The organism is Bradyrhizobium sp. AZCC 1588 (genome assembly GCF_036924735.1).
In the GTDB taxonomy this organism is placed as follows: domain Bacteria; phylum Pseudomonadota; class Alphaproteobacteria; order Rhizobiales; family Xanthobacteraceae; genus Bradyrhizobium.
Genome location: NZ_JAZHSC010000001.1, coordinates 1974647 through 1996075, shown reverse-complemented (window position 1 = coordinate 1996075; position 21429 = coordinate 1974647). Strand labels below are relative to the sequence as shown.

The 21429-nt window shown below is 62.8% G+C and carries 22 protein-coding genes; 16 read left to right on the top strand and 6 right to left on the bottom strand.

The annotated features are described in order from the left end of the window. Both V1277_RS09245 and V1277_RS09240 read right to left on the bottom strand, forming a co-directional pair. A complete protein-coding gene (locus tag V1277_RS09245) occupies positions 1-735 on the bottom strand; it encodes an SDR family NAD(P)-dependent oxidoreductase (protein WP_334364884.1) in 735 nt (244 codons plus the stop codon). 14 nt (positions 736-749) lie between these two features. Beyond that, positions 750-1778 (bottom strand): LacI family DNA-binding transcriptional regulator, encoded by a 1029-nt coding sequence (locus V1277_RS09240; RefSeq protein WP_035728164.1) that lies wholly within the window; start codon positions 1776-1778, stop codon positions 750-752. A 198-nt stretch (positions 1779-1976) separates the two neighbouring features. Here V1277_RS09240 and V1277_RS09235 point away from each other — a divergent pair, with 198 nt between their 5' ends. The 8 genes from V1277_RS09235 to V1277_RS09200 all read left to right on the top strand — a co-directional run bounded on the left by V1277_RS09235 (position 1977) and on the right by V1277_RS09200 (position 10314). Then, on the top strand, positions 1977-3278 hold the full coding sequence (locus tag V1277_RS09235; protein WP_334415917.1) for an ABC transporter substrate-binding protein: 1302 nt from the start codon (positions 1977-1979) through the stop codon (positions 3276-3278). A 73-nt stretch (positions 3279-3351) separates the two neighbouring features. Next, positions 3352-4239, top strand: coding sequence for a carbohydrate ABC transporter permease (locus tag V1277_RS09230; RefSeq protein ID WP_334415916.1), 888 nt, complete (start codon positions 3352-3354; stop codon positions 4237-4239). A gap of 9 nt (positions 4240-4248) precedes the next feature. Further along, positions 4249-5076: a carbohydrate ABC transporter permease gene (locus V1277_RS09225; RefSeq protein ID WP_028351095.1), complete on the top strand. Its 828-nt coding sequence runs from the start codon at positions 4249-4251 to the stop codon at positions 5074-5076. A gap of 7 nt (positions 5077-5083) precedes the next feature. Beyond that, entirely contained in the window at positions 5084-6088 is a 1005-nt protein-coding gene (locus V1277_RS09220; RefSeq protein ID WP_334415915.1) for an alcohol dehydrogenase catalytic domain-containing protein, read from the top strand. A gap of 5 nt (positions 6089-6093) precedes the next feature. Beyond that, positions 6094-7167, top strand: coding sequence for an ABC transporter ATP-binding protein (locus V1277_RS09215; RefSeq protein WP_334415914.1), 1074 nt, complete (start codon positions 6094-6096; stop codon positions 7165-7167). Between the two features lie 41 nt (positions 7168-7208). After that, a complete protein-coding gene (locus tag V1277_RS09210; protein WP_334415913.1) occupies positions 7209-8138 on the top strand; it encodes a sugar kinase in 930 nt (309 codons plus the stop codon). Then, on the top strand, positions 8135-9172 hold the full coding sequence (locus V1277_RS09205) for a tagatose 1,6-diphosphate aldolase (protein WP_334415911.1): 1038 nt from the start codon (positions 8135-8137) through the stop codon (positions 9170-9172). The genes V1277_RS09210 and V1277_RS09205 overlap by 4 nt, the downstream gene beginning before the upstream one ends. Positions 9173-9186: 14 nt before the next feature. Continuing rightward, a complete protein-coding gene (locus tag V1277_RS09200; RefSeq protein WP_334415910.1) occupies positions 9187-10314 on the top strand; it encodes a mandelate racemase/muconate lactonizing enzyme family protein in 1128 nt (375 codons plus the stop codon). Positions 10315-10367: 53 nt separating this feature from the next. Here the strand turns inward: V1277_RS09200 and V1277_RS09195 are convergent, their stop codons facing one another. Next, complete coding sequence (locus V1277_RS09195) at positions 10368-10643, bottom strand: winged helix-turn-helix transcriptional regulator (protein ID WP_334380253.1); 276 nt, start codon at positions 10641-10643, stop codon at positions 10368-10370. A 191-nt stretch (positions 10644-10834) separates the two neighbouring features. Next, positions 10835-11614 (bottom strand): DNA-binding transcriptional regulator, encoded by a 780-nt coding sequence (locus tag V1277_RS09190; protein ID WP_334415909.1) that lies wholly within the window; start codon positions 11612-11614, stop codon positions 10835-10837. 135 nt (positions 11615-11749) lie between these two features. Between V1277_RS09190 and V1277_RS09185 the strand changes: the two genes are divergently transcribed. From V1277_RS09185 to V1277_RS09155, 7 genes are all read left to right on the top strand, one after another. After that, on the top strand, positions 11750-12568 hold the full coding sequence (locus V1277_RS09185) for an HpcH/HpaI aldolase family protein (RefSeq protein WP_334415908.1): 819 nt from the start codon (positions 11750-11752) through the stop codon (positions 12566-12568). Between the two features lie 182 nt (positions 12569-12750). Then, the gene (locus tag V1277_RS09180) at positions 12751-13485 is read left to right on the top strand and encodes a hypothetical protein (RefSeq protein ID WP_334415907.1); all 735 of its coding nucleotides are present in this window, start codon (positions 12751-12753) and stop codon (positions 13483-13485) included. Positions 13486-13514: 29 nt separating this feature from the next. Then, positions 13515-14486: a DUF6282 family protein gene (locus V1277_RS09175; RefSeq protein WP_334415906.1), complete on the top strand. Its 972-nt coding sequence runs from the start codon at positions 13515-13517 to the stop codon at positions 14484-14486. 56 nt (positions 14487-14542) lie between these two features. Beyond that, on the top strand, positions 14543-15637 hold the full coding sequence (locus V1277_RS09170; protein WP_334415905.1) for an alpha/beta hydrolase: 1095 nt from the start codon (positions 14543-14545) through the stop codon (positions 15635-15637). Positions 15638-15681: 44 nt separating this feature from the next. After that, positions 15682-16653, top strand: a complete 972-nt coding sequence (locus V1277_RS09165) for a Bug family tripartite tricarboxylate transporter substrate binding protein (protein WP_334415904.1) — start codon at positions 15682-15684, stop codon at positions 16651-16653. A 16-nt stretch (positions 16654-16669) separates the two neighbouring features. Next, positions 16670-17431 (top strand): SDR family NAD(P)-dependent oxidoreductase, encoded by a 762-nt coding sequence (locus V1277_RS09160; RefSeq protein WP_334415903.1) that lies wholly within the window; start codon positions 16670-16672, stop codon positions 17429-17431. 43 nt (positions 17432-17474) lie between these two features. Further along, a complete protein-coding gene (locus V1277_RS09155; protein ID WP_334415902.1) occupies positions 17475-18893 on the top strand; it encodes an aldehyde dehydrogenase family protein in 1419 nt (472 codons plus the stop codon). 30 nt (positions 18894-18923) lie between these two features. Here the strand turns inward: V1277_RS09155 and V1277_RS09150 are convergent, their stop codons facing one another. Continuing rightward, positions 18924-19817 carry a GlxA family transcriptional regulator gene (locus tag V1277_RS09150; protein ID WP_334415901.1) on the bottom strand — a complete coding sequence of 298 codons (894 nt, stop codon included), beginning with the start codon at positions 19815-19817 and terminating at the stop codon, positions 18924-18926. Positions 19818-20005: 188 nt separating this feature from the next. Between V1277_RS09150 and V1277_RS09145 the strand changes: the two genes are divergently transcribed. Then, positions 20006-20845 (top strand): dienelactone hydrolase family protein, encoded by an 840-nt coding sequence (locus V1277_RS09145; RefSeq protein ID WP_334415900.1) that lies wholly within the window; start codon positions 20006-20008, stop codon positions 20843-20845. 40 nt (positions 20846-20885) lie between these two features. Here V1277_RS09145 and V1277_RS09140 read toward each other — a convergent pair whose 3' ends face one another. Further along, complete coding sequence (locus V1277_RS09140; protein ID WP_334415899.1) at positions 20886-21413, bottom strand: MarR family winged helix-turn-helix transcriptional regulator; 528 nt, start codon at positions 21411-21413, stop codon at positions 20886-20888. Between the last annotated feature and the right edge of the window lie 16 nt (positions 21414-21429).

The window sequence follows — 21429 nt, the reverse complement described above, 5'->3', positions numbered from 1 at the left end:
TCAGCCCGCGAGAAATCCGCCATCAACGGCGACAACCGTGCCGGTCGCATATTGCGACGCCGGCATGCAAAGAAATGCAACCGCGCCGGCGATGTCCTCCGGCTGTCCCCACCTTTTGAACGCCGTACGATCGGCAATGCGCTGGTAGTGCGCGCGATCGGATCGCCCTGCTGCGTTGATCGCCGTCTCGATGTAGCCCGGCGCGACCGCGTTGACGCGGATGCCTTCTTCCGCCCAGGCCAGTGCCAGCGCCTTGGTCAGCATGACGACGCCGCCCTTGCTGGCGCAGTAGGCGGGGATGCGCGGCAGCGCGAGCGTTGCGTTCATCGATGCGATGTTCACGATCGAGCCTTTGGTGCCGGCAAGCGCGGCCCGAAAGGCCATGCAGGTGCGGAACGTGCCGACGAGGTTGACATCGAGCACCTTTGTAAAGGTCTCGATCTCAAATTCCTTGTCGCGCGCCAGTATACCGGCGCAGTTGACCAGCGCATCGACGCGTGCCTGTCGGCCTGCAAACGATGCGACGGCTTCATCATTGGTGATATCGAGGGGAGCCAACTGCAATCCCGGCCGCGGCCGTAGCACGGTGCGCGCGATATCGGCCTCGTCGACGCCGGTGGCGGTTACCGTCGCGCCGAGATCGCAGAACAGATTGGCAATGGCAGCGCCGATGTCGCCCGCGCCGCCAATCACCACGGCGTGGAATCCCGGAGCCAGCGCGAAGGGTGCGTTCATCGGATTGTTCCTTGCTATTTGGATGATCGCGTCGGCGATGCGGTGGACTCCCGGACGATCAGCGAATAGTCGACTTCGTGATGCATGATGGTCTGCTCGCCCGCGAGGTGACGCACGAGATACTCGCCGGCGCGCTGCCAGGTATCCCCGGTCGGTACATGGATGGTCGTGAGGCTGGGGCGCAAATGCCGGCTCCAGTCGAGATCGTCGAAGCCGACCACCGACAGATCGTCGGGCACCGAAAATCCGCTGCGTTCGGCCTCCAGCAGCACGCCATAGGCGATAACGTCATTGCCGCAGACCACCGCCGTCGGCCGGTCCTTGAGGCCAAGCAGGTAGCGGGCGGCTTCGCGCGCATCGTCCAGCGTATAGGGCACCTCGACATGCCATTGCGGGGGCATCTTGATGCCGTGTTCAGCCATCGCGCGGCGAAAGCCGGCGACGCGGGCGCTCGCCCGATCGTTGTTGCGCTGCAGTGCGGAGACGATTCCGATTCGCCGATGGCCGAGTTCGATCACATGCAAGGCCGCACGGTGTGCGGCGGCTTCATTGTCCGTGCCGACACAGGGATAGGGCCGGTCGGGACGATAGATGCCGACATTGATGAAGGGCACGGAATAGTCGGCAAGCATCTTGCGCAAGCCGTCGTGATGGCAGTCGCCGCGCAGCACGAGGCCGTCGACGCCGCGGCTGACGAGGTTGCGCGCCTGCTCCAGTTCAGCGTCGAGGTCGTAGCCGCTCGTAGTCAGGAACAGCATGTAGCCGACGGAAGAGAGATATTTCTGCAGGGAGGCGATGCCGCGCGCGAACATGGTGTTGTCGATAGTCGGGACGATCGCGCCGAGCGTGCGCGACCGGCGCGACGACAACTCGCGTGCCGGTGCGTGCGGAATATAGCCGACCGTCTCGACGGCGCGCGCGATCCGCGCCCGCAGCGGCGCGCTTACCGAGTCCGGGTTGTTGAGGGCGCGGGATACCGAGGCGGTCGACACGCCGGCCTCGGCCGCCACCGCGCGAATTCCCTGCTTTGCGGATCTTTCCATCACTACATCGGTCGAGTCGAATGTAACGTTACAATGCAAGGATGGCGGATGGCGGGTAGGAAGTCTATCGATATTTGCCTTATAAATTGTATTTTGCGCAAACTTGACAGCCAGCTTCATCGGCCTAGTATGTAACCGTTTTCAAGAAATCCGGTTGAGCCGGAAACGAGGGCGTCAGCCCCATCAGGGAGGAGATCGATGAAAGCCAAAGCCTTTGCGGCGCGCCTTGCGCTTGCTCTTGTTGCGGCCGGTAATGCTGCCTCGGTGGCCTGCGCCGCTGATTTCGACTGGAAGAAATTCCAGGGCAAGACCGTTACCTTCCTCGCCAACAACAATCCGGTGGCGCAGGCGCTGCTGGCGCACAAGGCCGACTTCGAGAAGCTCACTGGCATCACGCTGAAGGTCGACGCCTACCAGGAGCAGCAGATGCGCCAGCGCCTGGTGACCGTGATGAACGCGCGCAGCGACGAGGTCGACGTGTTCATGTCCTTGCCGTCGCGCGAAGGCCCACAATTCGCTGCTGCCGGCTGGTACGCCGATCTGACGCCCATGACTAAAGGCGCGGTTGCCGGCGACTACGACTATGCAGGCCTCAGCCAGGCTCTATTGAAGGCCGGGACCTTCGACGGCAAGCTCACCAGCATGCCGATGAATATCGAAGGGCCGATCCTCTATTATCGGACTGACATTCTGAAGAAGTGCGGCGTCGAACCGCCCGCGACTATCAAGGACATCGAGCCGGCGGCGAAGAAGCTGAAGGCGTGCGACACCAATATCACGCCATTCGTCTCGCGCGGCCTGAAGCCTGCGATCGCCTATACCTTCAGCAACATGCTGCACAACATCGGCGGCAACTACATCGCCAACGGCAAATCCAACCTCTGCTCGGCCAAGGGCAGGGAAGCCCTCGAGACCTACAGCGGCCTGCTCAGGGATTACGGACCGCCCGGCGTCGTCAATTACAGCTTCCAGCAGATCTCGGCGCTCTATCGCAGCGGCCGCGCGGCGATGTCATTCGAATCCTCGAACGAGCTGCGCACCGTGATGGATGGCGGCGAGCGGCTGAAGGACACTGCGCTTGTTCCGTTCCCGGCCGGCGATGCGGGCCAGGTCCCGACAGCGATCGGCTGGGGCATGGCCGTCTCCGCCCACAGCAAGCAGCCCGAGGCTGCCTGGTATTTCGTACAATGGGCAACGAGCCCGGAGATTCAAAAGCGCATGGCGCTGCAGGGGATTGCGCCGCCGCGCTCTGCAGTTGCCAACGATCCCGCGTATCGTAAGTGGATTGAGGAAGAGCCGGTGCGCAAGCAGTGGCAGGCCGCCCTCGATGTCCTCGCTGCGAAAGGCTCGTCTGAGGTTGGCTATCCCATTGTTGCCAATCCGGAGTCGCGCGAATTCATCGGTCAGGCCGTGCAGGATCTGATCCTCAAGCAAAAGACCGTCGATCAGGCCTGTGCCGACGCCGACAAGGCGCTCGATGCCCTGATCGCACAGAAGTAGCGCATGAGGCGTCGACGGCATTGCTGCGGTCGACGCCTTCCGTTCCAGATTTAATCCGGGAAAGCATGCAGGCATGTCCGAGGCTGCTGCCACATTTTCTGAAGATCGGCAGAGGTTAGAGCTGGCCGCACTTTCGGCGCCGGCGGTGATCTTCACCGTCGCGATGATTGCGTTCCCGGTCGTCTATACGGTCTGGCTCGGGCTGCACAGCTTTTCCTCCACCGGCAAGCAGTCCTTCGTTGGGCTGGCGAACTATTCAAGGCTCCTCGCCGATACCGAATTCTGGCACGGACTATGGGTGACGATTGCGCTCTATGTCCTCTCGCTGGTGCTGCAACTCGTGTTCGGTGTGTGGCTGGCGCTGGTTCTCTTTCACGCCAAACGCCTTCCGGGCATCGTACGCTCGCTCTTCATCTCGCCATTCATGATGCCGCCGGTGGTCGCCGGCATGATGTGGCTGGTCATCCTCGATCCGTCGCTCGGCGCCGCCAACTACATCCTGCAATCCTTGGGGTTGCCGCCGTCGGAGTGGCTGGCATCGCCGGTCTGGGTGATCCCGACGGTTGCGCTGATCGACACCTGGCAATGGACGCCCTATGTCGCGCTAATCGTGCTCGGCGGTCTGCAGTCGCTGCCGCCGAGCGTTTACGAGGCGGCGCAAATCGATGGCGCCTCGGCGTTCAAGACGTTCCAGCGCATCACGTTGCCGCTGCTGTTGCCGACGATCGTCACAGCAACGATCCTGCGCAGCGTCGATCTGCTGCGCTTCTTCGACATCATCTACATCACGACCCAAGGGGGCCCCGGCAACGCGTCGAACACGCTCAACATCTACGGCTTCCGGGTCGGCTTCGAGTTCTTCAATATTGGCTATGCGAGCGCGCTGATGTTGACGTTGACCGCGATCGTGTTCGGCGCGGTGCTGGCATTCAACCGCCTGCGTGGCGCAGTGGCCTGGTGAAGTGAAGCCATGACCGACGCACCGATCACCGATGCCTGGATCCGCCGCCTCAACCTGCTTCAGCTCGTGGTCGCCGGCATCATCGTGCTGACGCCGACGCTCTGGATGGTGCTGTCCTCGCTGAAGCCGTCATTCGAGGTGACCGCCTATCCGCCGACCCTGATATTCGCGCCGACGCTCGAGAACTATGCGCAGCTTACGAAAACGACGCCCTTCCTGAGCTACGCGATCAACAGCCTGATCGTCACCATCGGCTCAACCGCCCTCGGCCTGTTGTTCGGAATTCCCGCGGCGTTTGCCGTATCGTGGACGCGCATTTCATGGCCGGCGATACTGACGCTGGCGGCGCGTATGGCGCCCGGAACGCTGTTCCTGCTGCCGTGGTACGTGATGTTCCGCCAGGTCGGCATGATCGGCTCCTACACCGCGCTTATCCTGAGCCATGCCGTCATCACGCTTCCGATCGTCATATGGGTGCTGCTACCGTCGTTCGACGGCATCCCGCGCAGCGTCTTTGAGGCAGCACAGGTCGATGGTTGCAGCGTCACGCGCATCCTCTGGCGGATCGCGCTGCCGCTGGTCGCCTCCGGCGTCGCGGTGGCATCCATCCTGGCCTTCGTGTTTTCCTGGAACTACTTCCTGTTTGCGCTGGTGCTCTCGAACGGCGACAGCAAGACGCTGATTGCAGCCGCATTCAATTTCATCGGCGAGGGATCGACGCAATGGGGCGCGTTGATGGCCGCCGCGACGCTGATCGCGCTACCGCCGCTGATTCTGGCCGCGCTGGTTCAGCGCTGGCTGGTATCCGGACTGACGCTTGGCGCAGTGAAAGGCTAGGGATTGGATGAACGTCGTTCCGCAACCGAATTCGATCATGCAGGCTGCCGTGTTCCACGGCGGCGACCGCATCACTATCGAGCGCATCGCAATGCCGGAGGTTGCGATCGGCGAGGTGCTGGTGCGAGTCTCGCGAACCGCGCTGTGCGGCTCCGATTTCAAGCTCTGGCACAAGGGCGCCGAGTTTACCGCGGGCCATGAGATCTTCGGTGTGGTCGAGCAGCCCGGCCATCCCATGCACGGCAAACGTTGCGCCGTCTACATCCCGCTGCATTGCGACCGCTGTGCGGCCTGCCAACGCGGCGATACGCAGATGTGCCTGGAGATATCGAGCCTGATCGGCTGGAACAGGCCGGGCGGTTATGCCGAATACGTGCCGGTCCCGGAAAATTGCCTGCTGCCGGTACCTGACGACATCGAAGACAGCCTCGCGCCTCTTCTGCTCGACGTGATCGGCACGTCCGGTCATGCCGTGCGTTTCGTCAGCCGTATTGTGCCGTCGCAAGAGGCGGGGCCGGTTCTGGTGATGGGCGCCGGGCCCGTTGGGCTCGGCGTGGTGCTGGCGCTCCGCAGTCTCGGCTATCGCGACATTCATGTCGCCGATCCCAATTCGGCGCGCCTCAAGATCGCGCAGTCCTTCGGCGCAAAGGCGCACCCGGTCGGTGATACGTCGAGGCGCTTCGCGCTGATCATGGAATGTTCGGGCGCGCACGCGGCCCGTAACCTCGGCATCGAACTCGTCTTGCCGCGCGGAGCATTGGTGCTGGTCGGTGAGAACGCCTCGCCCTGGACGATCGAGGAAGGCAAGGTGTTCCGGCGCAAGGATTTCTACATGGTCCGCACGTTCTACTTCCCGATCAGTGATTTCGAGCCTAACGTGGCCTTGCTGCGCCAATACAAGGAGGAATATCGCGTCCTGGTCGACGGCGAATTCGGGCTCTCGGCACTGCCGGAGAATTTTGCGCGATTCGCCCAGGGCGAATTGATCAAGCCCGTACTGGCGCTGGGCTAGCGGTCATGGCCTCGATCTCGATCCGCAATCTCGTCAAGCGTTACGGCAGCTTTACCGTCATTCCCGATCTCAATCTCGAGATTGCGGACCACGAGTTTGTCGTTTTCGTCGGCCCTTCCGGATGCGGCAAGTCGACCTTGCTGCGGATCATCGCCGGTCTTGAACCGATCAGCTCGGGCGAGCTTTATATCGGCGACAATCGCGTCAACGGCGTTCCCGCCGCCCAGCGCGATATCGCCATGGTGTTCCAGGATTACGCGCTCTATCCGCACATGCGGGTCTACGAGAACATGTCCTTTGCGCTCGAGCTGCGCGGTACGCCGAAGGCCGAGATCGATGCGCGGGTCAAGCGCGCTGCGGCCTTGCTGCACATCGAGCCCTATCTCGACCGCAAGCCGAAGGAATTGTCTGGCGGCCAGCGGCAACGTGTGGCGATGGGGCGCGCGATCGTGCGCAATCCAAAGGCCTTTCTGTTCGACGAGCCACTATCCAACCTCGACGCCAAATTGCGCGGGCAGGTGCGCGCCGAAATCAAGGCGCTGTCGCAACAGCTCAAGACCACGATGGTCTTCGTCACGCACGACCAGATCGAAGCCATGACGATGGCTGACCGCATCGTGGTGATGCAGAGCGGCACGGTTCAGCAATACGACACGCCGGAAGCGGTCTATGAGCGACCGTCCAACCAGTTCGTCGCGGGCTTCATTGGTTCGCCGGCCATGAATTTCTTTCCGGTCGAACTACGCGGAGAGCAGATCGTCTTTTCGCAGGGTGGCACTGACGCGCCGCTCGACGCGGAAAGTCACGATCTGTTGCGCAAGACCGGCCATGGCGTATTCGGAATCCGTCCCGAGCATTTTTCGGTGACGGCAGATGCTGCCGGGGCCGTGGCGGTGACGGTGAGGCTGGTCGAGCCGCTTGGCTCGGACACGCTGATTCATTTCGATCTGGCCGGCGCATCGGCGATCGCGCGGGTCGATCCCTCGCTGCGGCCGAAGGTCGGCGATCGTCTTAACCTGCGTCCGCAGCCCGGCAGGGCGCATCTGTTCGACGGCACCAATGGCCAGGTGCTGCGGTGAACGAGCACGCCAATCCCGCGACGCGGACGAGGTTGGCCGACATGGCCTACAAAGACATGGCCTCCAAAGCAAAGCGCGCGCATGTGATCTGCCTTGGCCTCTCGGCGCTTGATCAGATCTGGCGCGTCGACCACAGGTTTTCAGGCGAAAGCGAAAAGATCAGGAGTCTCGATTATTCCACACTGGGCGGTGGCATGGCCGCAAACGCTGCGGTCGCCATCGCACGCCTCGGCGGGTCCGCTGCTTTCTGGGGCCGTGGCGGCGATGATGCCGCCGGGCATGAGATGCGGTCAGCGCTATCAGCCGAAGGCATTGATGTTGCGAATTTCAAACTGTTTCCCGAAGGCCGCTCGTCGGTCTCTGGCGTGATCGTCGACAAGTCCGGTGAACGGCAGATCGTGAATTTTCGAGGGTCGTATCCCGAGCAAGCTGATTGGCTACCGCTCGATGCCGTTGCAGGCGCTTCAGCCGTGCTTGCCGATCCGCGTTGGCCGGATGGAGCTGTTGCGCTGTTCGGCAAGGCGCGTGCACTGGGCATTCCGACTATCCTCGACGGCGATGTCGCCGAAGCCGCCATATTCGAGCGCCTGCTTTCGCTCACCGATCACGCCATATTCTCCGAACCCGCACTGGCAGCCTTCATGGGGTCGGCCGACGACGCGTCGTTGGCCGATCTTGCGCGCTTCAATTGCCGCATCGTCGCGGTCACCCGCGGACATGAAGGGGTGAGTTGGTATGAAAATGGGGCCTTGCAAAAGCAGGCCGCATTCCGCGTCAGTGTCGTGGACACGACAGGTGCCGGCGATGTCTTTCACGGCGCCTATGCCTTTGCGATCGGTATGGGTCTCGCCGTGCGCGATGCGATGCAGTTCGCTGCTGCCGCGGCGGCGTTGAAATGTGAGCATTCGGGCGGACGCGCCGGAATTCCCTCGATCGAAAATTGCCTTGAATTCATGAGGACGAACCAATGAGAACAATTGGAAAGAACCGCGGGCTTGCGCGTCTGGCTGATGCGGACGGGCACTTTCGCATGGTCGCGCTCGACCAGCGGCCGCCGCTGTTTGATGCCATAGCCCAGGCGAAAGGCATCACCAGGGACCAGGTCGAGTATGCCGATGTAACTGCGGCCAAGCGGCTTCTGGTGGAGGCGCTGGCGCCTCACTGCAGCTCGATGCTGTTTGATCCGAATTTTGCGGTACCTGCAGCCATCGACCTATTGCCGGCCCGCTGCGGCCTCATCATGACGCTCGAGGAGCATCGCGTCGAGGAAACTCCGGGTGGCCGCAAGTCGCGGGCCATCACCGATTGGAGCGTGGAGAAGATCCGCGCGATCGGCGGCGATGCGGTGAAGGTGCTCGCGTGGTACCGGCCAGATGCCGATCCTGCCGTCAACGAACATCAGAAGCGCTTCGTGCGGTCGGTCGGCGAGGACTGCGCCCATCACGACATCCCTTATGTGCTCGAGCTGCTGGTATACCCCTTCCTCGGGAGCGCCAACCACACCGCCGACTATGTGGAATCGCCGGGCAAGCTGCCGAAGCTCGTCATCGACAGCGTGCAGGAGTTTGCCAAGCCCGAATATGGCGTCGATCTCTTGAAGCTCGAAAGTCCGCTTGCGGCCAACAGCCTGCCGCCGCGCGATGGAAGCGCTGCGTCCAAAGCTGCACAGAAGGAGTTCGAGGCAATCGGCGACATCTGTCGCCAACGCAACATCCCCTGGGTGCTGCTGTCAGGTGGTGCGGCACCGGAAAAATTCGAGCGCGTGCTGGACTTCGCCTACGCCGCCGGCGCCGGCGGCTTTCTGGCTGGCCGCACGATTTGGCTGGATGCCGTGCGCAGCCATTTCCCCGATCGCGCCGCCGTCGCCGCCAGCCTTCGCAAGGACGGTGTCGGCGTGCTCGAACGGCTCAACACCCTGACCAAGGCCAAAGCAAAGGCCTGGACAGCGCGCTTTCCCGGCTTCGGCGAAATCAGGCAGGAAGGTGATTTCGCGCGAGCGTACTGACTTGGATTCCTGACATGACGTCGCAACCATTCACCGTCCGTAGCGTGCAGGCCTTCTGCTATCGTTACCCATTGTCGACGCCGGTTGTTACCTCCTTCGGCAAGATGCTTGACAGGCCGGCAGTATTCGTTCGAGTGGAAGACACTGACGGCAATGCCGGCTGGGGCGAGATTTGGTCAAACTTTCCATCGGTCGGAGCCGAACATCGAACGCGACTCGTCAACGAAGTCCTGGCGCCCGCGACATGCGGGCGCACAGTCAGCGCCCCCCAGGAAATCTTCGAGGCCCTGACACAGGGCACCGCCGTGCTGGCGCTGCAATCCGGGGAGCCCGGTCCGTTCGCGCAGGCGATAGCCGGAATTGATCTTGCAATTTGGGATCTGTTCGCGCGGCGGCGGAAGCAGCCACTGTGGCGGTTGCTTGGTGGCAACGGCAAGACGATAAGGGTCTACGCCAGCGGAATTAATCCGACCAGCTCGCGGCAAATGGCGGAATCGGCCATCAAGCGTGGGCATCGCGCACTGAAACTGAAGATCGGCTTCGAACTGGCGACAGATCGCGCCAATCTGGCGTCGCTACGCGATCTGGTGGGCGACGGCGTGCTCGCAGCGGATGCCAATCAGGGCTGGTCGCTGGCCCGTGCGCTGGAGATTGCGCCGCATCTCCGCGAGTTCGACCTTGCTTGGCTGGAAGAGCCGATCCGTGCCGATCGGCCGTGGCGGGAATGGCAAGAGTTGCGTGAAAACGTCGGCATCCCGCTGGCGGCCGGAGAGAACATCGCGAGCCGCGCGGGGTTTGAGCAAGCGCTCGGTGACAACGTATTGCGCGTCGTGCAGCCCGACATCGCCAAATGGGGTGGCCTGACCATGTGCGCAGGTATCGCGCGCGACATCCTGGCGTCAGGCAAGACCTTCTGCCCGCACTATCTCGGCGGCGGAATTGGTCTGCTCGCATCGGCGCATCTGCTTGCCGGGATTGGTGGTGACGGCCTGCTGGAAGTCGATTCAAACGACAATGTGCTGCGCGACCGACTTTGCGGACCGCTCATCAACGTGACGAACGGAACCGTGACCCTGGGCGAAGAGCCGGGATCGGGAATCGAGCCGGATCTGAGCCCGATCGAGCAGTACCGAACCGCTTGATCCGACGGGGCCGCATGCTTGGTGCGCTCCGTTGTCACTATCCCGGGAATGACTTACGCCGGTAACTTCGCCGCCCACTTCTTCGCCCAAACACCGAGAGGAACGAGAAGGGCATAAAGTTCATGTCCGGTCGGTGTAGCGCGATAACCCTCGTGCGAATGCTCGACCAAGCCTGCTTCACGCAGTTCTTTCAGGCGCGAATTGAGAACCGTAGGCGAGATCGATTCGCAGCGTTCTTGCAGTTCGCGGAATGTGCAGGGTCCGCCATTGCTGAGATTCCACAGAACGCCCAATGTCCAGCGTCGCCCCAACAGGTCCAGGAGCGCCATGACAGGGACGCCTGTCCGCGAGCCTCGGACAGGTCTCCCAGGTCTTGGTGTTTGGCTCATAGGCATTCTCGCTACTAAATAGGTAGCGTTTCCCCTGTCAAGCGTCAGGGATGTCACTCCTTCATCGCGAGTACACAGGATGCCCATCATTGTGCTCGCCGCAGCACTCTGACGGCCAATCTCCCTAGGCTCTACTCCTGCAACGACGAGACACTTGCGGCAATATTGTCCGCCAGGGCTTTCACGAGCGGCACGTAGCGCCCGACGACGTCTGCGCGGTCGAGCGCCGACGTGAAATAGGTCATGCCGACGGTGGCGAGCACGCGGCGGTTGACGATGACGGGAAGCGCGATCGTGTTCGAGGAGCGCGGTTCGACCATCGGGTCGCGTTCGGCAAAACCTTGCTTGCGGATCGTGGCCAGCAAAGCCAATGCCCGCTTTCGTTCGGTGGCGAGTTTGTCTTCGGCCTCCTGCGATCGGGCCAGCATGTCGAGCAGCATCGATCGCTCGCTCACCGGACAGAACGCCAGATAGGCGCGCCCCAGCGCTCGTCCGAGCAGGCTGAGTTGCATGTTGAGGGTACCGTGAAAGGGCGAGACCGGGCTGTCGGGAATGGTGCTGAAGCGGACCACGACTGAACTCCGGTCGAGGACGGCGATGGCGATGGGCCAGTGATATTGCCGCGTGAAGGCGAGCGCCCATGGGCGCGCAGCCTCCACCACCAGCGGATCGCCGTGAAAGCCGTTGCTCAGCGATTTGACCCGCGAGGCGACCGCGTAGCCGCCCTGCCGCCGGTCGTTGGCGGCATAGCCCAGCGCGCATAGCGACTTCATCAACCGCACCACAGTCGATTTCGGCAGTCCCGTCGCCCTGTGCAGGCGATCGATCGAGGTGACGCGGTGGCGGTTGAGCTCCTCCAGCAGCAGCAGCGTGCGCGAGGCGGCTTCGACGGTGTCGGATTTGAGCGGCATCTTGAAATTCCACCTGGTGGAACGCGGCGGAATAGCTATGGCCGACCGGCGTCGTCCCTGCAATGGTTTTCGCCAAGCGCCACGCCGGGCCTGCCTCTCAAGGCAGCCCGTGCAGATGGCCGGGGAGGAGCAACCGTGTCCGGAGACGTCGTCAGGCCGCATTTCTCGTCATTCCGTCGCCGGCTCGTAGCGCGACAGGTAGTCGTCGGCACGTTCATCAAGACGCCGACCACGCATGCGACCGAGATATTCGGCGCGCTCGGCTACGATTTCGTCGTCATCGACGAGGAGCACGCGCCGATCGATCGCGCGATGACCGATGTCATGTTGCTGGCCGCGCGGGCCAGCAACCTCGCCGGAATCGTGCGGGTATCATCGGATGATCCGGCCAAGATCCTGTCCTGCCTGGATTGCGGCGCAGCCGGTGTGCTGGTGCCGCATGTCGCGACGGTCGAGAAGGCACGCGCAATTGCGGCCGCCGCGCGATACCGCAGTGGACGGCGCGGCTATTCCGGTTCGTCCCGCGCCGGCGCCTATGGCGGCACGCCGATGTGGACTCTCGTCGATGAACAAGATGAATCGGTTTGCGCAATTGCGATGATCGAGGACCCGGAAGCGCTGGATCACATCGACGCCATCGCCGCTGTCGATGGAATCCACGGCTTCTTCATCGGCCGCGGTGACCTCACCGTCGCCCTTGGCGCCAAATCCTCGGCCGATGCGTCCGTCAAGGATGCGGTGATGAGGATCATTGCCGCGGCGAAGAAAGTCGCCAAACCGGTCTGCGTGATGGTCGCGAGCTCGGCGGAAGCCAAGGATTTCGCCGAGCTCGGGGCCAGCGCCTTCATCATCTCGTCGGATCAGGGGCTGATGCGCCGGGCCGCGGCGCAAACGCTCACCGATTTCAAAACGCTCGTTCGAACCACGGATGGCTCACATGTATCACAGCACTGATCCGCGCGCTGCGCTCGCCGCCACGCCCCGCCGGCACAAAGCCCGCCGCCACCCACTTTGCAGGCGCCGAGTACGCCAAATTCTACGAAACGCCGCCGGCCGAAGATCAGAACGGCGCGCGGACCTGGTACGCCCGCGGCCAGAACTTCATCATCGCCTATAGCGAGGCCGACAAGGGCGCGGTGCTGAGCCGGACCAACCAGCCCGACGAATATGTCGTGCTGCTTCCAGATCCTGGCGCTGGGGCCGAGATCGTCTGGGGCAACGAGCGCAAGGTCGTCAACGGTCACTCCATCAGTTTCGTGCCGGCGGGTGCAAGCTCCGTCACCTTGCTGGGTGGCGCCACGGTGGTACGCATGGTGACGACGCGATCGGAAGACTTCGCAAAACTCTGCTCGAACGCCGCGTCCTACGCGACGCCGCATCCCAATCTACCGCCGTTCGAGCCGTGGCCGGTGGCGGCTGCGGGCGCGAAGATCCACACCTACAGTCTCGACGTTGCGGTGACGCCGGGCCGGTTCGGGCGCATCTTCCGCTGCTCGACCTTCATGGTGAATTTCCTCGAGCCGCGAAACGGCCCGCGCGATCCGAGCAAGATGTCGCCGCATCACCATGACGATTTCGAGCAATGCTCGCTGGCACTGGCCGGCACCTTTGTTCACCACCTGCGCTGGCCGTGGACGACCGATATGGCCCAGTGGCGCGACGACGATCACGAACGCTGCGGATCCCCCTCCATTGCCGTGATTCCACCGCCGGCCATTCACACATCGCAAGCCGTCGATCCCAAGCTCAACGTTCTCGTCGACATCTTCTGCCCGCCGCGCCGGGATTTCTCGGCCAAGCCAGGCTGGGTATTGAATGAGGACGATTATCCGATGCCCGCGCAAACCGTAGCCGGCCAATCCGCGGCCTGACACATCTCCATCTGAAAGGGCCTTCGACCATGGCCGACAAGCAAGTATCCTACCCGAACACCGTACCACTGCCGCCGCTGTCGCGGGCGGCGGAAGTCACCGAGCTTCTGGTCGGCGCGATCGACCTGCACTGCCATAGCGGCCCGGCAGCCATGCCGCGCATCCTCGATCATCACGAGGAACTGCTCGATGCGGCGGAAGCGAAGTTCCGCGCCGTGCTCTACAAGGACCATTTTTATGCCGGCATGGCGCATGCGACCCTGCTGGAGAAGCTTTTTCCCGAAACCAATGTGAAGCTGTTCTCCGGCATCGTGCTGAACAATGCCTCGGGTGGTATCAATCCGCATGCGGTCGACCATACGATCAAGCTCGGCGGCAAGATCGTCTGGATGCCGACGCTGTCGGCCGCGAACCATATCAAGGCGATGGCGGCTGGAAACTCGACGTTTCCGAAGACCTCGCAGAAAATGCTCGAGCCGATTCCGCTCTCCGCGCTCGATGCCAATGGCAAGCTCACGGACGACACCAGGAAGGTCATCGATCTCATTGCCGAGGCGGACATTATCCTGGCCGGCGGCCACCTGCCGGCCAGCGAATTGCATATCCTGTTCGATGAGGCGGCGCGACGCGGCGTCAAGAAGATGATGGTCAACCATCCGACCTACATCGTCGGCTGCAATGACACCGATATCCGCCAGCTCGTCGCGCGCGGCGTCAAGATGGAGCATTCGATCTGCATGTTCATCGAAGGCAAATCCTTAAAGTACAGCGCGGATGATCTCGCGCACCTGATCGAAGTGGCTGGCGTCGACAACACGATTTTGTCGTCCGATCTCGGCCTGCAGGGGTCGCAGCGTCCGGTCGACGGCTTCCGCAGCATTACCCAGATCCTGCTCGATCTGCAGATGCCGCGGCCTGCGATCAGGAAACTCATCAGCGACAACGCGGCGCGGTTTCTGAACCTTCCGGTGATGCAGTCGGCCACACAAGACGCCGCTTAGCGGGACAAGCGCAAAGACTGCGAAAAGCGGCGTGCGCTTAAGGGGAGGAAATTAGCATGGAACGGGTAGATCGCGACGGTGACGCGCTGATGGACCGCATCGTGGCGCGAGCCATGCCATTTATGGCAGCATTGCTGTTCATGGGAGCAAGCCACACGGTAGTCGCGGAAGAGCAGCGCCAGCCGCCGAAGCCGCCGATCATCCTGGAATCGACGGGCGCGTATGAAGTGGGCGGCAGGGTCGTTGCCAAGCCCGGCGATCCCAGCCAGACGCTCTCCTGCGACCATGGTTATGTCGAATACTTCATCCCCGCGAAAAGGCGCAGCGTCGGCCTGATCATGTGGCACAGCTCGAGCACCAAGGTGTGGGAGAACCGTTGGGACGGCGGCGAAGGCTACAAGAGTATCTTTCTGCGCAAGGGCTATCCTGTTTACCTCTGGGACGGCCCGCGCGTCGGCCGCGCGAACTGGAGTTGCGAGCCGATCACCTACACGCCGGATTATTTCGATCAGCGCAACTTTGCCGCCTGGCGCTTCGGTCTGACGTATCTCAATTGGCATCCGGGCCTGCAGTTTCCCACGGCCGACAAGGAAGCCTGGAATCAGGCGACGCGTGCCCGTTACGACGAGTTCGATACGCTCGAGAATGCATTGTTGCAGGCGGAGGCCGGCGGCCGGGCCATCGACAGGATCGGTCCCGTGGTTGCCGTCACCAATTCCGCGGGCGGCTGGCGCGCGCTGTTGTCGGCACTCAAGGCAAAGAGCGACAACATGAAGGGCATCGTTGCTTACGAAACGCCAGGCTTCGTCTTCCCGGTGGGCGAGGGGCCCGAGCCGAAGCCGGATGCGCCGTACGGCCCCAATTCCGTGCCGCTCGTCGAGTTCAAGAAGCTGACCAAGTTTCCGATCCAGATGGTATTCGGCGACTACACCGAGACGCGTCCGATCTGGGCCGCCTCGGTCAAGGTGGCACGGACCTTCTGCGATATCGTCAATCGTCACGGCGGAGATTGCGAGGTCCTGCTGCTTCCCGATGCGGGTCTGCGCGGCAACACGCACATTGCCTTTGCCGATCTCAACAATGAAGCCGTTGCGGACGAACTGTCCAAATGGCTGGGCCGCAAGGGCCTGGACAAGTTTGCCGAAGAATAAGCGCTGGTGCCCATGCAGCGCCTGCGCACAGCTCGGGAGGAAACATGCGTCTGCTCTCTGTCGGCCTCATAGGCCTTGCACTTGCCATTGCGCCATGTCAGCCCGCTGCCGCGCAGGAGTGGCCGAGCCGCCCGGTCACCATGATCGTACCGTTCCCGGCTGGCGCCGCCGTTGACACGTTGGCGCGCGCCGTTGCCCAGGCGCTGAGCGAAGACTTCGGCAAGCAGTTCATCGTCGAAAACCGTGCGGGGGCGGGCGGTAATCTCGGTGGGGCGGCTGTCGCCAAAGCGGCTGCAGATGGCCATACCTGGCTGTTCGGGACGCCAGCGCCGATCGCACTCAACAAGTTCATGTACAAGGGCCTGGCTTACGACTCCGAGCGAGATTTCACGCCGGTTGTGCTCGTCGCCAAGTCTCCAATGATCATCACGGCGACGTCAGACTTTCCAGCGAGGACGCTTCCCGACCTGATCGCCTATGCCAAACAGAACCCGGGCAAGGTCAATGTCGGCCATCCCGGCAACGGCACGCTCGGACACATTACCTCGGCGCTGATCCAGCAGTTTGCCGGCGTCGAGATGACACATGTACCCTATCGTGGGTCCGCGCCACTGATCACGGACCTCTTGGGCGGACAAGTCAACGTCGCCATGGATTTCATGCCGACCTATCTGCCGCTGCTAGCCGACCGCAAGATCCGAGCGCTTGCAGTGACGACAAGCCAGCGCGTCGCGCAACTGCCCGATGTGCCGACCGTGCAGGAAGCGGGATTCAAGGGATTTGAGGCGACCGCATGGTACGCAATCGTGGCTCCAACCGGTACACCGCCTGAGATCGTGATGAAGGTCAACAAGGCGGTGAATGCCTTTCTGAAGGGCGACAAGGGCAAAACCATCCTCGAACAAAATTCGCTGCAAGGCGTCGGCGGTGCGCCGCAAGACCTCAAGGCGTTTATCGATGGCGAACGCGACAAATGGCGGCCCGTGATCGAGGCGGCCAAGATCGCGATGCAGTAAAGCAAGATTGCCATAGATGACGGCTATTGAAATCCCTGCGCTGCCGATCCCGAAGGTTGTCCTCGTCACCGGCGGCAACAGCGGTATCGGCAAGGCGACGGCGGCGCGCCTTGCCGCCATGGGTTCTGCTGTCGTGGTCGGCTACAACAGCCGCCGTTCACTGGCCGAAGAGGTGATCGATGGGCTGCAAGGCAGCCGGCACGTCGCCATGCGGATCGCGATCGACGATCCGACTGCCATCTCCGAGGCCACGGCGGCCGTGGACAAGCAGTACGGGCGGCTCGATGCGCTGGTCAATTGCGGCGGCGCCACGACGCCCGTGCCCGCCGCTGATCTGGAAGCGTTGACGGACGATATCTTCGACCGGACCGTTACGCTCAATCTGCGGGGACCATTCGCCATGGTTCGCGCCTTCCGTCCCTTGCTGGAGCGCGGCAGCGGGTCGGCGATCGTGAACATTTCGTCCATCGCGGCTCGCACGGGTCTGGGCAGCAGCCTGGCCTATCTGGCTGCAAAGGCGGGTGTCGACGCGCTGACGATCGCGCTTGCGAAAGTGCTTGCGCCGCGGATCCGCGTCTTCTCCGTCTCGCCCGCCGGCGTGGACACGGATTTTGTCCCGGGCCGGAGCCGTGAACAGCTACAGAAAACGGCCGAAAGATTGCCGCTGGCCCACGTTACGACGCCCGACGATGTCGCAAGGGCGGTAGTAGCCTGCATCGTCAACCTGACCAGTTCGACGGGAATTGTAGTGCCGGTGGATGAGGGCAGGCACCTCTGACGGAGCAATGACGCCGCTATGCGGACATCATGAAAAGAGAACAATGAAAAAACTGAAATTCTATATCGACGGAGCCTGGGTGGATCCGGCCGCGCCGTCAACGCTTGGAATCGTCAATCCTGCGACGGAGGAGATCTTCGCGCAGATCAGCCTGGGCTCCCCTCCGGATGTGGATCGGGCCGCCAAGGCAGCCCGCCGCGCTTTTGCCACCTATTCCGAAACCAGCGTCGAAGAACGCCTGTCCTGGCTTCAGAAGATCATCGAGGGCTTTAGGGCGCGCCTGAAGGAACTGGCGCGGATGATGACCCTCGAAATGGGCGCGCCCATCACGTTTGCGACGGAGCGTCAGGCCACGGTCGCGCTGTTTCATTTTGAGGAAGCGGCGCGCGTGCTTGCGAACTACAAGTTCGAGGAGCGGATGGGGAACGGGATCATCCGCCGCGAACCGATCGGTGTCTGCGGACTGATCACGCCGTGGAACTGGCCACTGAACCAGGTCGCGTCCAAGGTCGCGCCGGCGCTCGCAACCGGCTGCACGGTCGTCCTGAAACCCAGCGAGATCGCGCCGCTCAGCGCGATGCTGTTCGCGGAGATCGTCGACGCCGCTGGCGTGCCGGCGGGCGTCTTCAATCTCGTCAACGGCGACGGTCCCACAGTGGGCGAGGCGATCGCCGCCCATCCCGACATCGACATGGTGTCGTTCACCGGATCGACGATGGCGGGTGTCAGAGTGGCCAAGCTTGCGGCGCATACGGTCAAGCGCGTCGCGCAGGAACTGGGCGGCAAGTCCGCCAACATCATCCTTGCCGATGCTGATCTGAAAGCGGCCGTGATCCAGGGCGTTCACGCCTGTTACACCAACGCTGGCCAGAACTGCCAATCTCCCACGCGCATGCTGATTCCACGCGCGCAGCGGGAGGCGGCATTCGAGGCGGCGCGCGAGGCGGTCCACAGTATTCGCCTGGGAGATCCGCTCGACCCCGCATCCACGATGGGGCCGCTGGTGAGCCAGGCGCAGTTTCAGAAAGTTCAGGATCTTATTCAGTCCGGCGTTGATGAAGGGGCGACGCTGGTGGCCGGCGGAACGGGTCGGCCTGCCGAAATCAACCGCGGATACTATGTTCGTCCGACCGTCTTCGGCGACGTGACGCCGCAGATGAAGATCGCGCGTGAGGAGATCTTCGGTCCCGTGCTGTCGATCATGAGCTACGATAGCGAGGAGGAGGCGATCGAAATCGCCAATGACACGCCGTTCGGCTTGGCGGGCTTCGTGCAGTCCAGGAATGCGGACCGAGCTCGCATCGTCGCCAACCGCATCCGCGCCGGGCGCGTCTACCTCAACGGTGCTCCTTTCGACCGCAGCCTGCCGTTTGGCGGCTACAAGCAGTCCGGCAATGGGCGCGAATTCGGAATCTTCGGATTTGAGGAATATCTCGAGGTGAAGGCGATACTGGGCCAGTGAGACTGGCGACGTCGCGGGCGAGGGAGACGCTCAAACGACAGGGCGGAAATGTCCGGGAGGATGTTTCGTATCGCGCCGGATCAGCCGGCGAAGCGTGGAAGGCTCCGCATATCCGACCTGCCGCGCGATCTGCTCGACCGACAGGCGCGTCGTCTCAAGCAGCAAGCGCGCTGTTTCCAGCCTGATCCGCTGCACGAACTGAATTGGTGAAACACCGCAGGTCGCCGCGATTCGCCGGGCAAATGTCCGCGGCGCCAGTGCGACGGCTGCGGACAGCTCCTCGATCGCAAAGTCACGCGCGATATTGTCGCGCACCCACTTCTCGGCCTTGGCAATCCTCGGGTCCTGGCCTGCTAGATAGGTAATCGCCATGAATGGCGCCTGGGAGCGTCGCTCATCCAGCAGGAGATAATTGGCGCAGGCTTTCGCCAGGCCTGGTCCTGCGAACCGGCTGACGATCGCGAGCATCAGGTCCATCTGCGCCATGGCCGCGCCAGCGGTTGCGATCGGCCAATCGGCGACGACCATCTGCTCCGTCATGAGTTCGACTTGGGGATAGCGCTGCTGGAACAGCGGTGCGAGCCACCATGTCGTGGTCGCGCGCCGGCCGTCGAGCAGGCCCGCCTCTGCCAACAAAAAGGTGCTGGCGCAGGACGCAGCGAGCATGGCTCCGGTCGCGTGCGCCCGGGTCATCATGTCGCCCGCGCGCCGGCATGCCGGGCTCATCAACTTCGTCTCCAGCTCGTCTGCCGACGCCGTGCCAAGCCCGGGAACGATGACAAGCTCGATTCCGCGCAGATCGGCGCTGCTTCGGCGGGATCCGCAACGCACCGTCGTCACCTTGAATGGCAGAACGCGTTTCGCAGCGCCGATCCGGTTCGCGGTCGCCAATACGTCGTGAGTGATGGCCGCGCTCGAGGCCATGCACCCCTCGATCTCAACAACCGCCACTTTGGTCATGTCAAAAAATGCCCGATAAATGTCATTTTTGACACTAGCCGATGGCTCAGAAATCGCAACGATAGTCACGAGGACGGCGTTTGTAGGAATCTTCGGCCGCTGCGCCGCGGCTCCTGCCTGAGCATCCATTGATCGACAAAGGAATTGTGCCGATGCCGAAGCGGTCCATGACGCAGGACGATCCGCTCGAGGATTTCGCGCGCCGCGACATCGCGCTCGATGGCGTCACCAAGATCGTCTACGTGGCCGGCACGGGGCCGGCTGTCATCGTGATGACGGAGATGCCGGGGATCAGCCCGCATGTCGCGCGATTTGCGCGCTGGGTCCGCGACGCCGGCTTCACCGTCTACATGCCGTCGCTGTTCGGCCGCGACGGTGCCGTTCCAGGCGCGGAGGAGGGCGCTGCGATCTTTCAGCGCGCCTGTGTAAGCGCCGAGTTTCGCGCCTTGTCCTCAAACCAGTCCAGCCCGGTGACAAAGTGGCTGCGGTCGCTGGCGCGATTGGCGCATGGCGAGTGCGGCGGTCCCGGCGTCGGCGCTATTGGCATGTGTTTTACGGGAAATTTTGCGCTGACCATGATGCTTGAACCATCGATGCTGGCGCCGGTGCTTTCGCAGCCGTCGCTGCCGCTGAACGATCCGGCAGGCATCGAAATCACCCCGGACGAAGTCAGGGCCGTCCGCGAACGGCTGGAGCGGGAAGATCTGACGGTGATGGCCTATCGCTTCGAAGGCGACAAGTTCTGCATGGCGCAACGCTTCGCGGCCTATGCGGAAGCGCTCGGCGAGCGGTTCATTGGACGGGTGCTGCCGGATAGCGCAGCGAATACCGATCTCGCGCCATTCTTCGCGCACCATGTGACCACCCCGCACAGCGTCGTCACCGCGCACCTGATCGACGAGGCCGGCCAGCCGACGATCGCGGCCCGCGATGAGATCCTGGCGTTCTTCAAGCATCGGCTCGCGCCTTCGGGAAGCGGCCCCAGCTCATAGCGCTTCAAGCCGCTTGCGGCGCCGCCGTCCGGCATCCGCGTCAGGCGTGCTTGTCGAGGCGGCGCTTGAGCAGGGTCAAATGTTGCAGCAGGTCCGACTGCGCGACCGGCGACAGCTCGCCGATCAGCGCAATCACCCATTCCTCGTGCCGGCGTGCCATCCGGCCGAATTCCTTGGCGCCTTCCTGTGACAGGCGCAGGCGGAAGGTGCGGCGATCCTCGGAATCGACTTCTCTATGGATAAGGCCGTCGGCTTCCAGCTTCTGCACGAGCGCGGTGATGGCGCCGTTCGAGACCATCAAGAGCTCGGAGACTTCGGACATGGTCGCGCCTGCAGGTTTGCGCGCGAGCTGCGCCAAAAGGTCGAAGCGGGCCAGCGTAGTGTTGAACTCCTTGCGCAGCCGTGCGTTCAGCGCCTTCTCGATCCTAGTGGCGCAGGAAAGCAGCCGCAGCCAGATGCGCAACTCGAGATGCGCGCCATCGGATTCGTGCGCCGGCTCGCCTGGGTGCAGCGGTTGCATGCGCGCGCCCTTGGCGGATCGAGCCTTTCGTTTGACCGTGGCGTCCATGGCTGGAACTCACTCC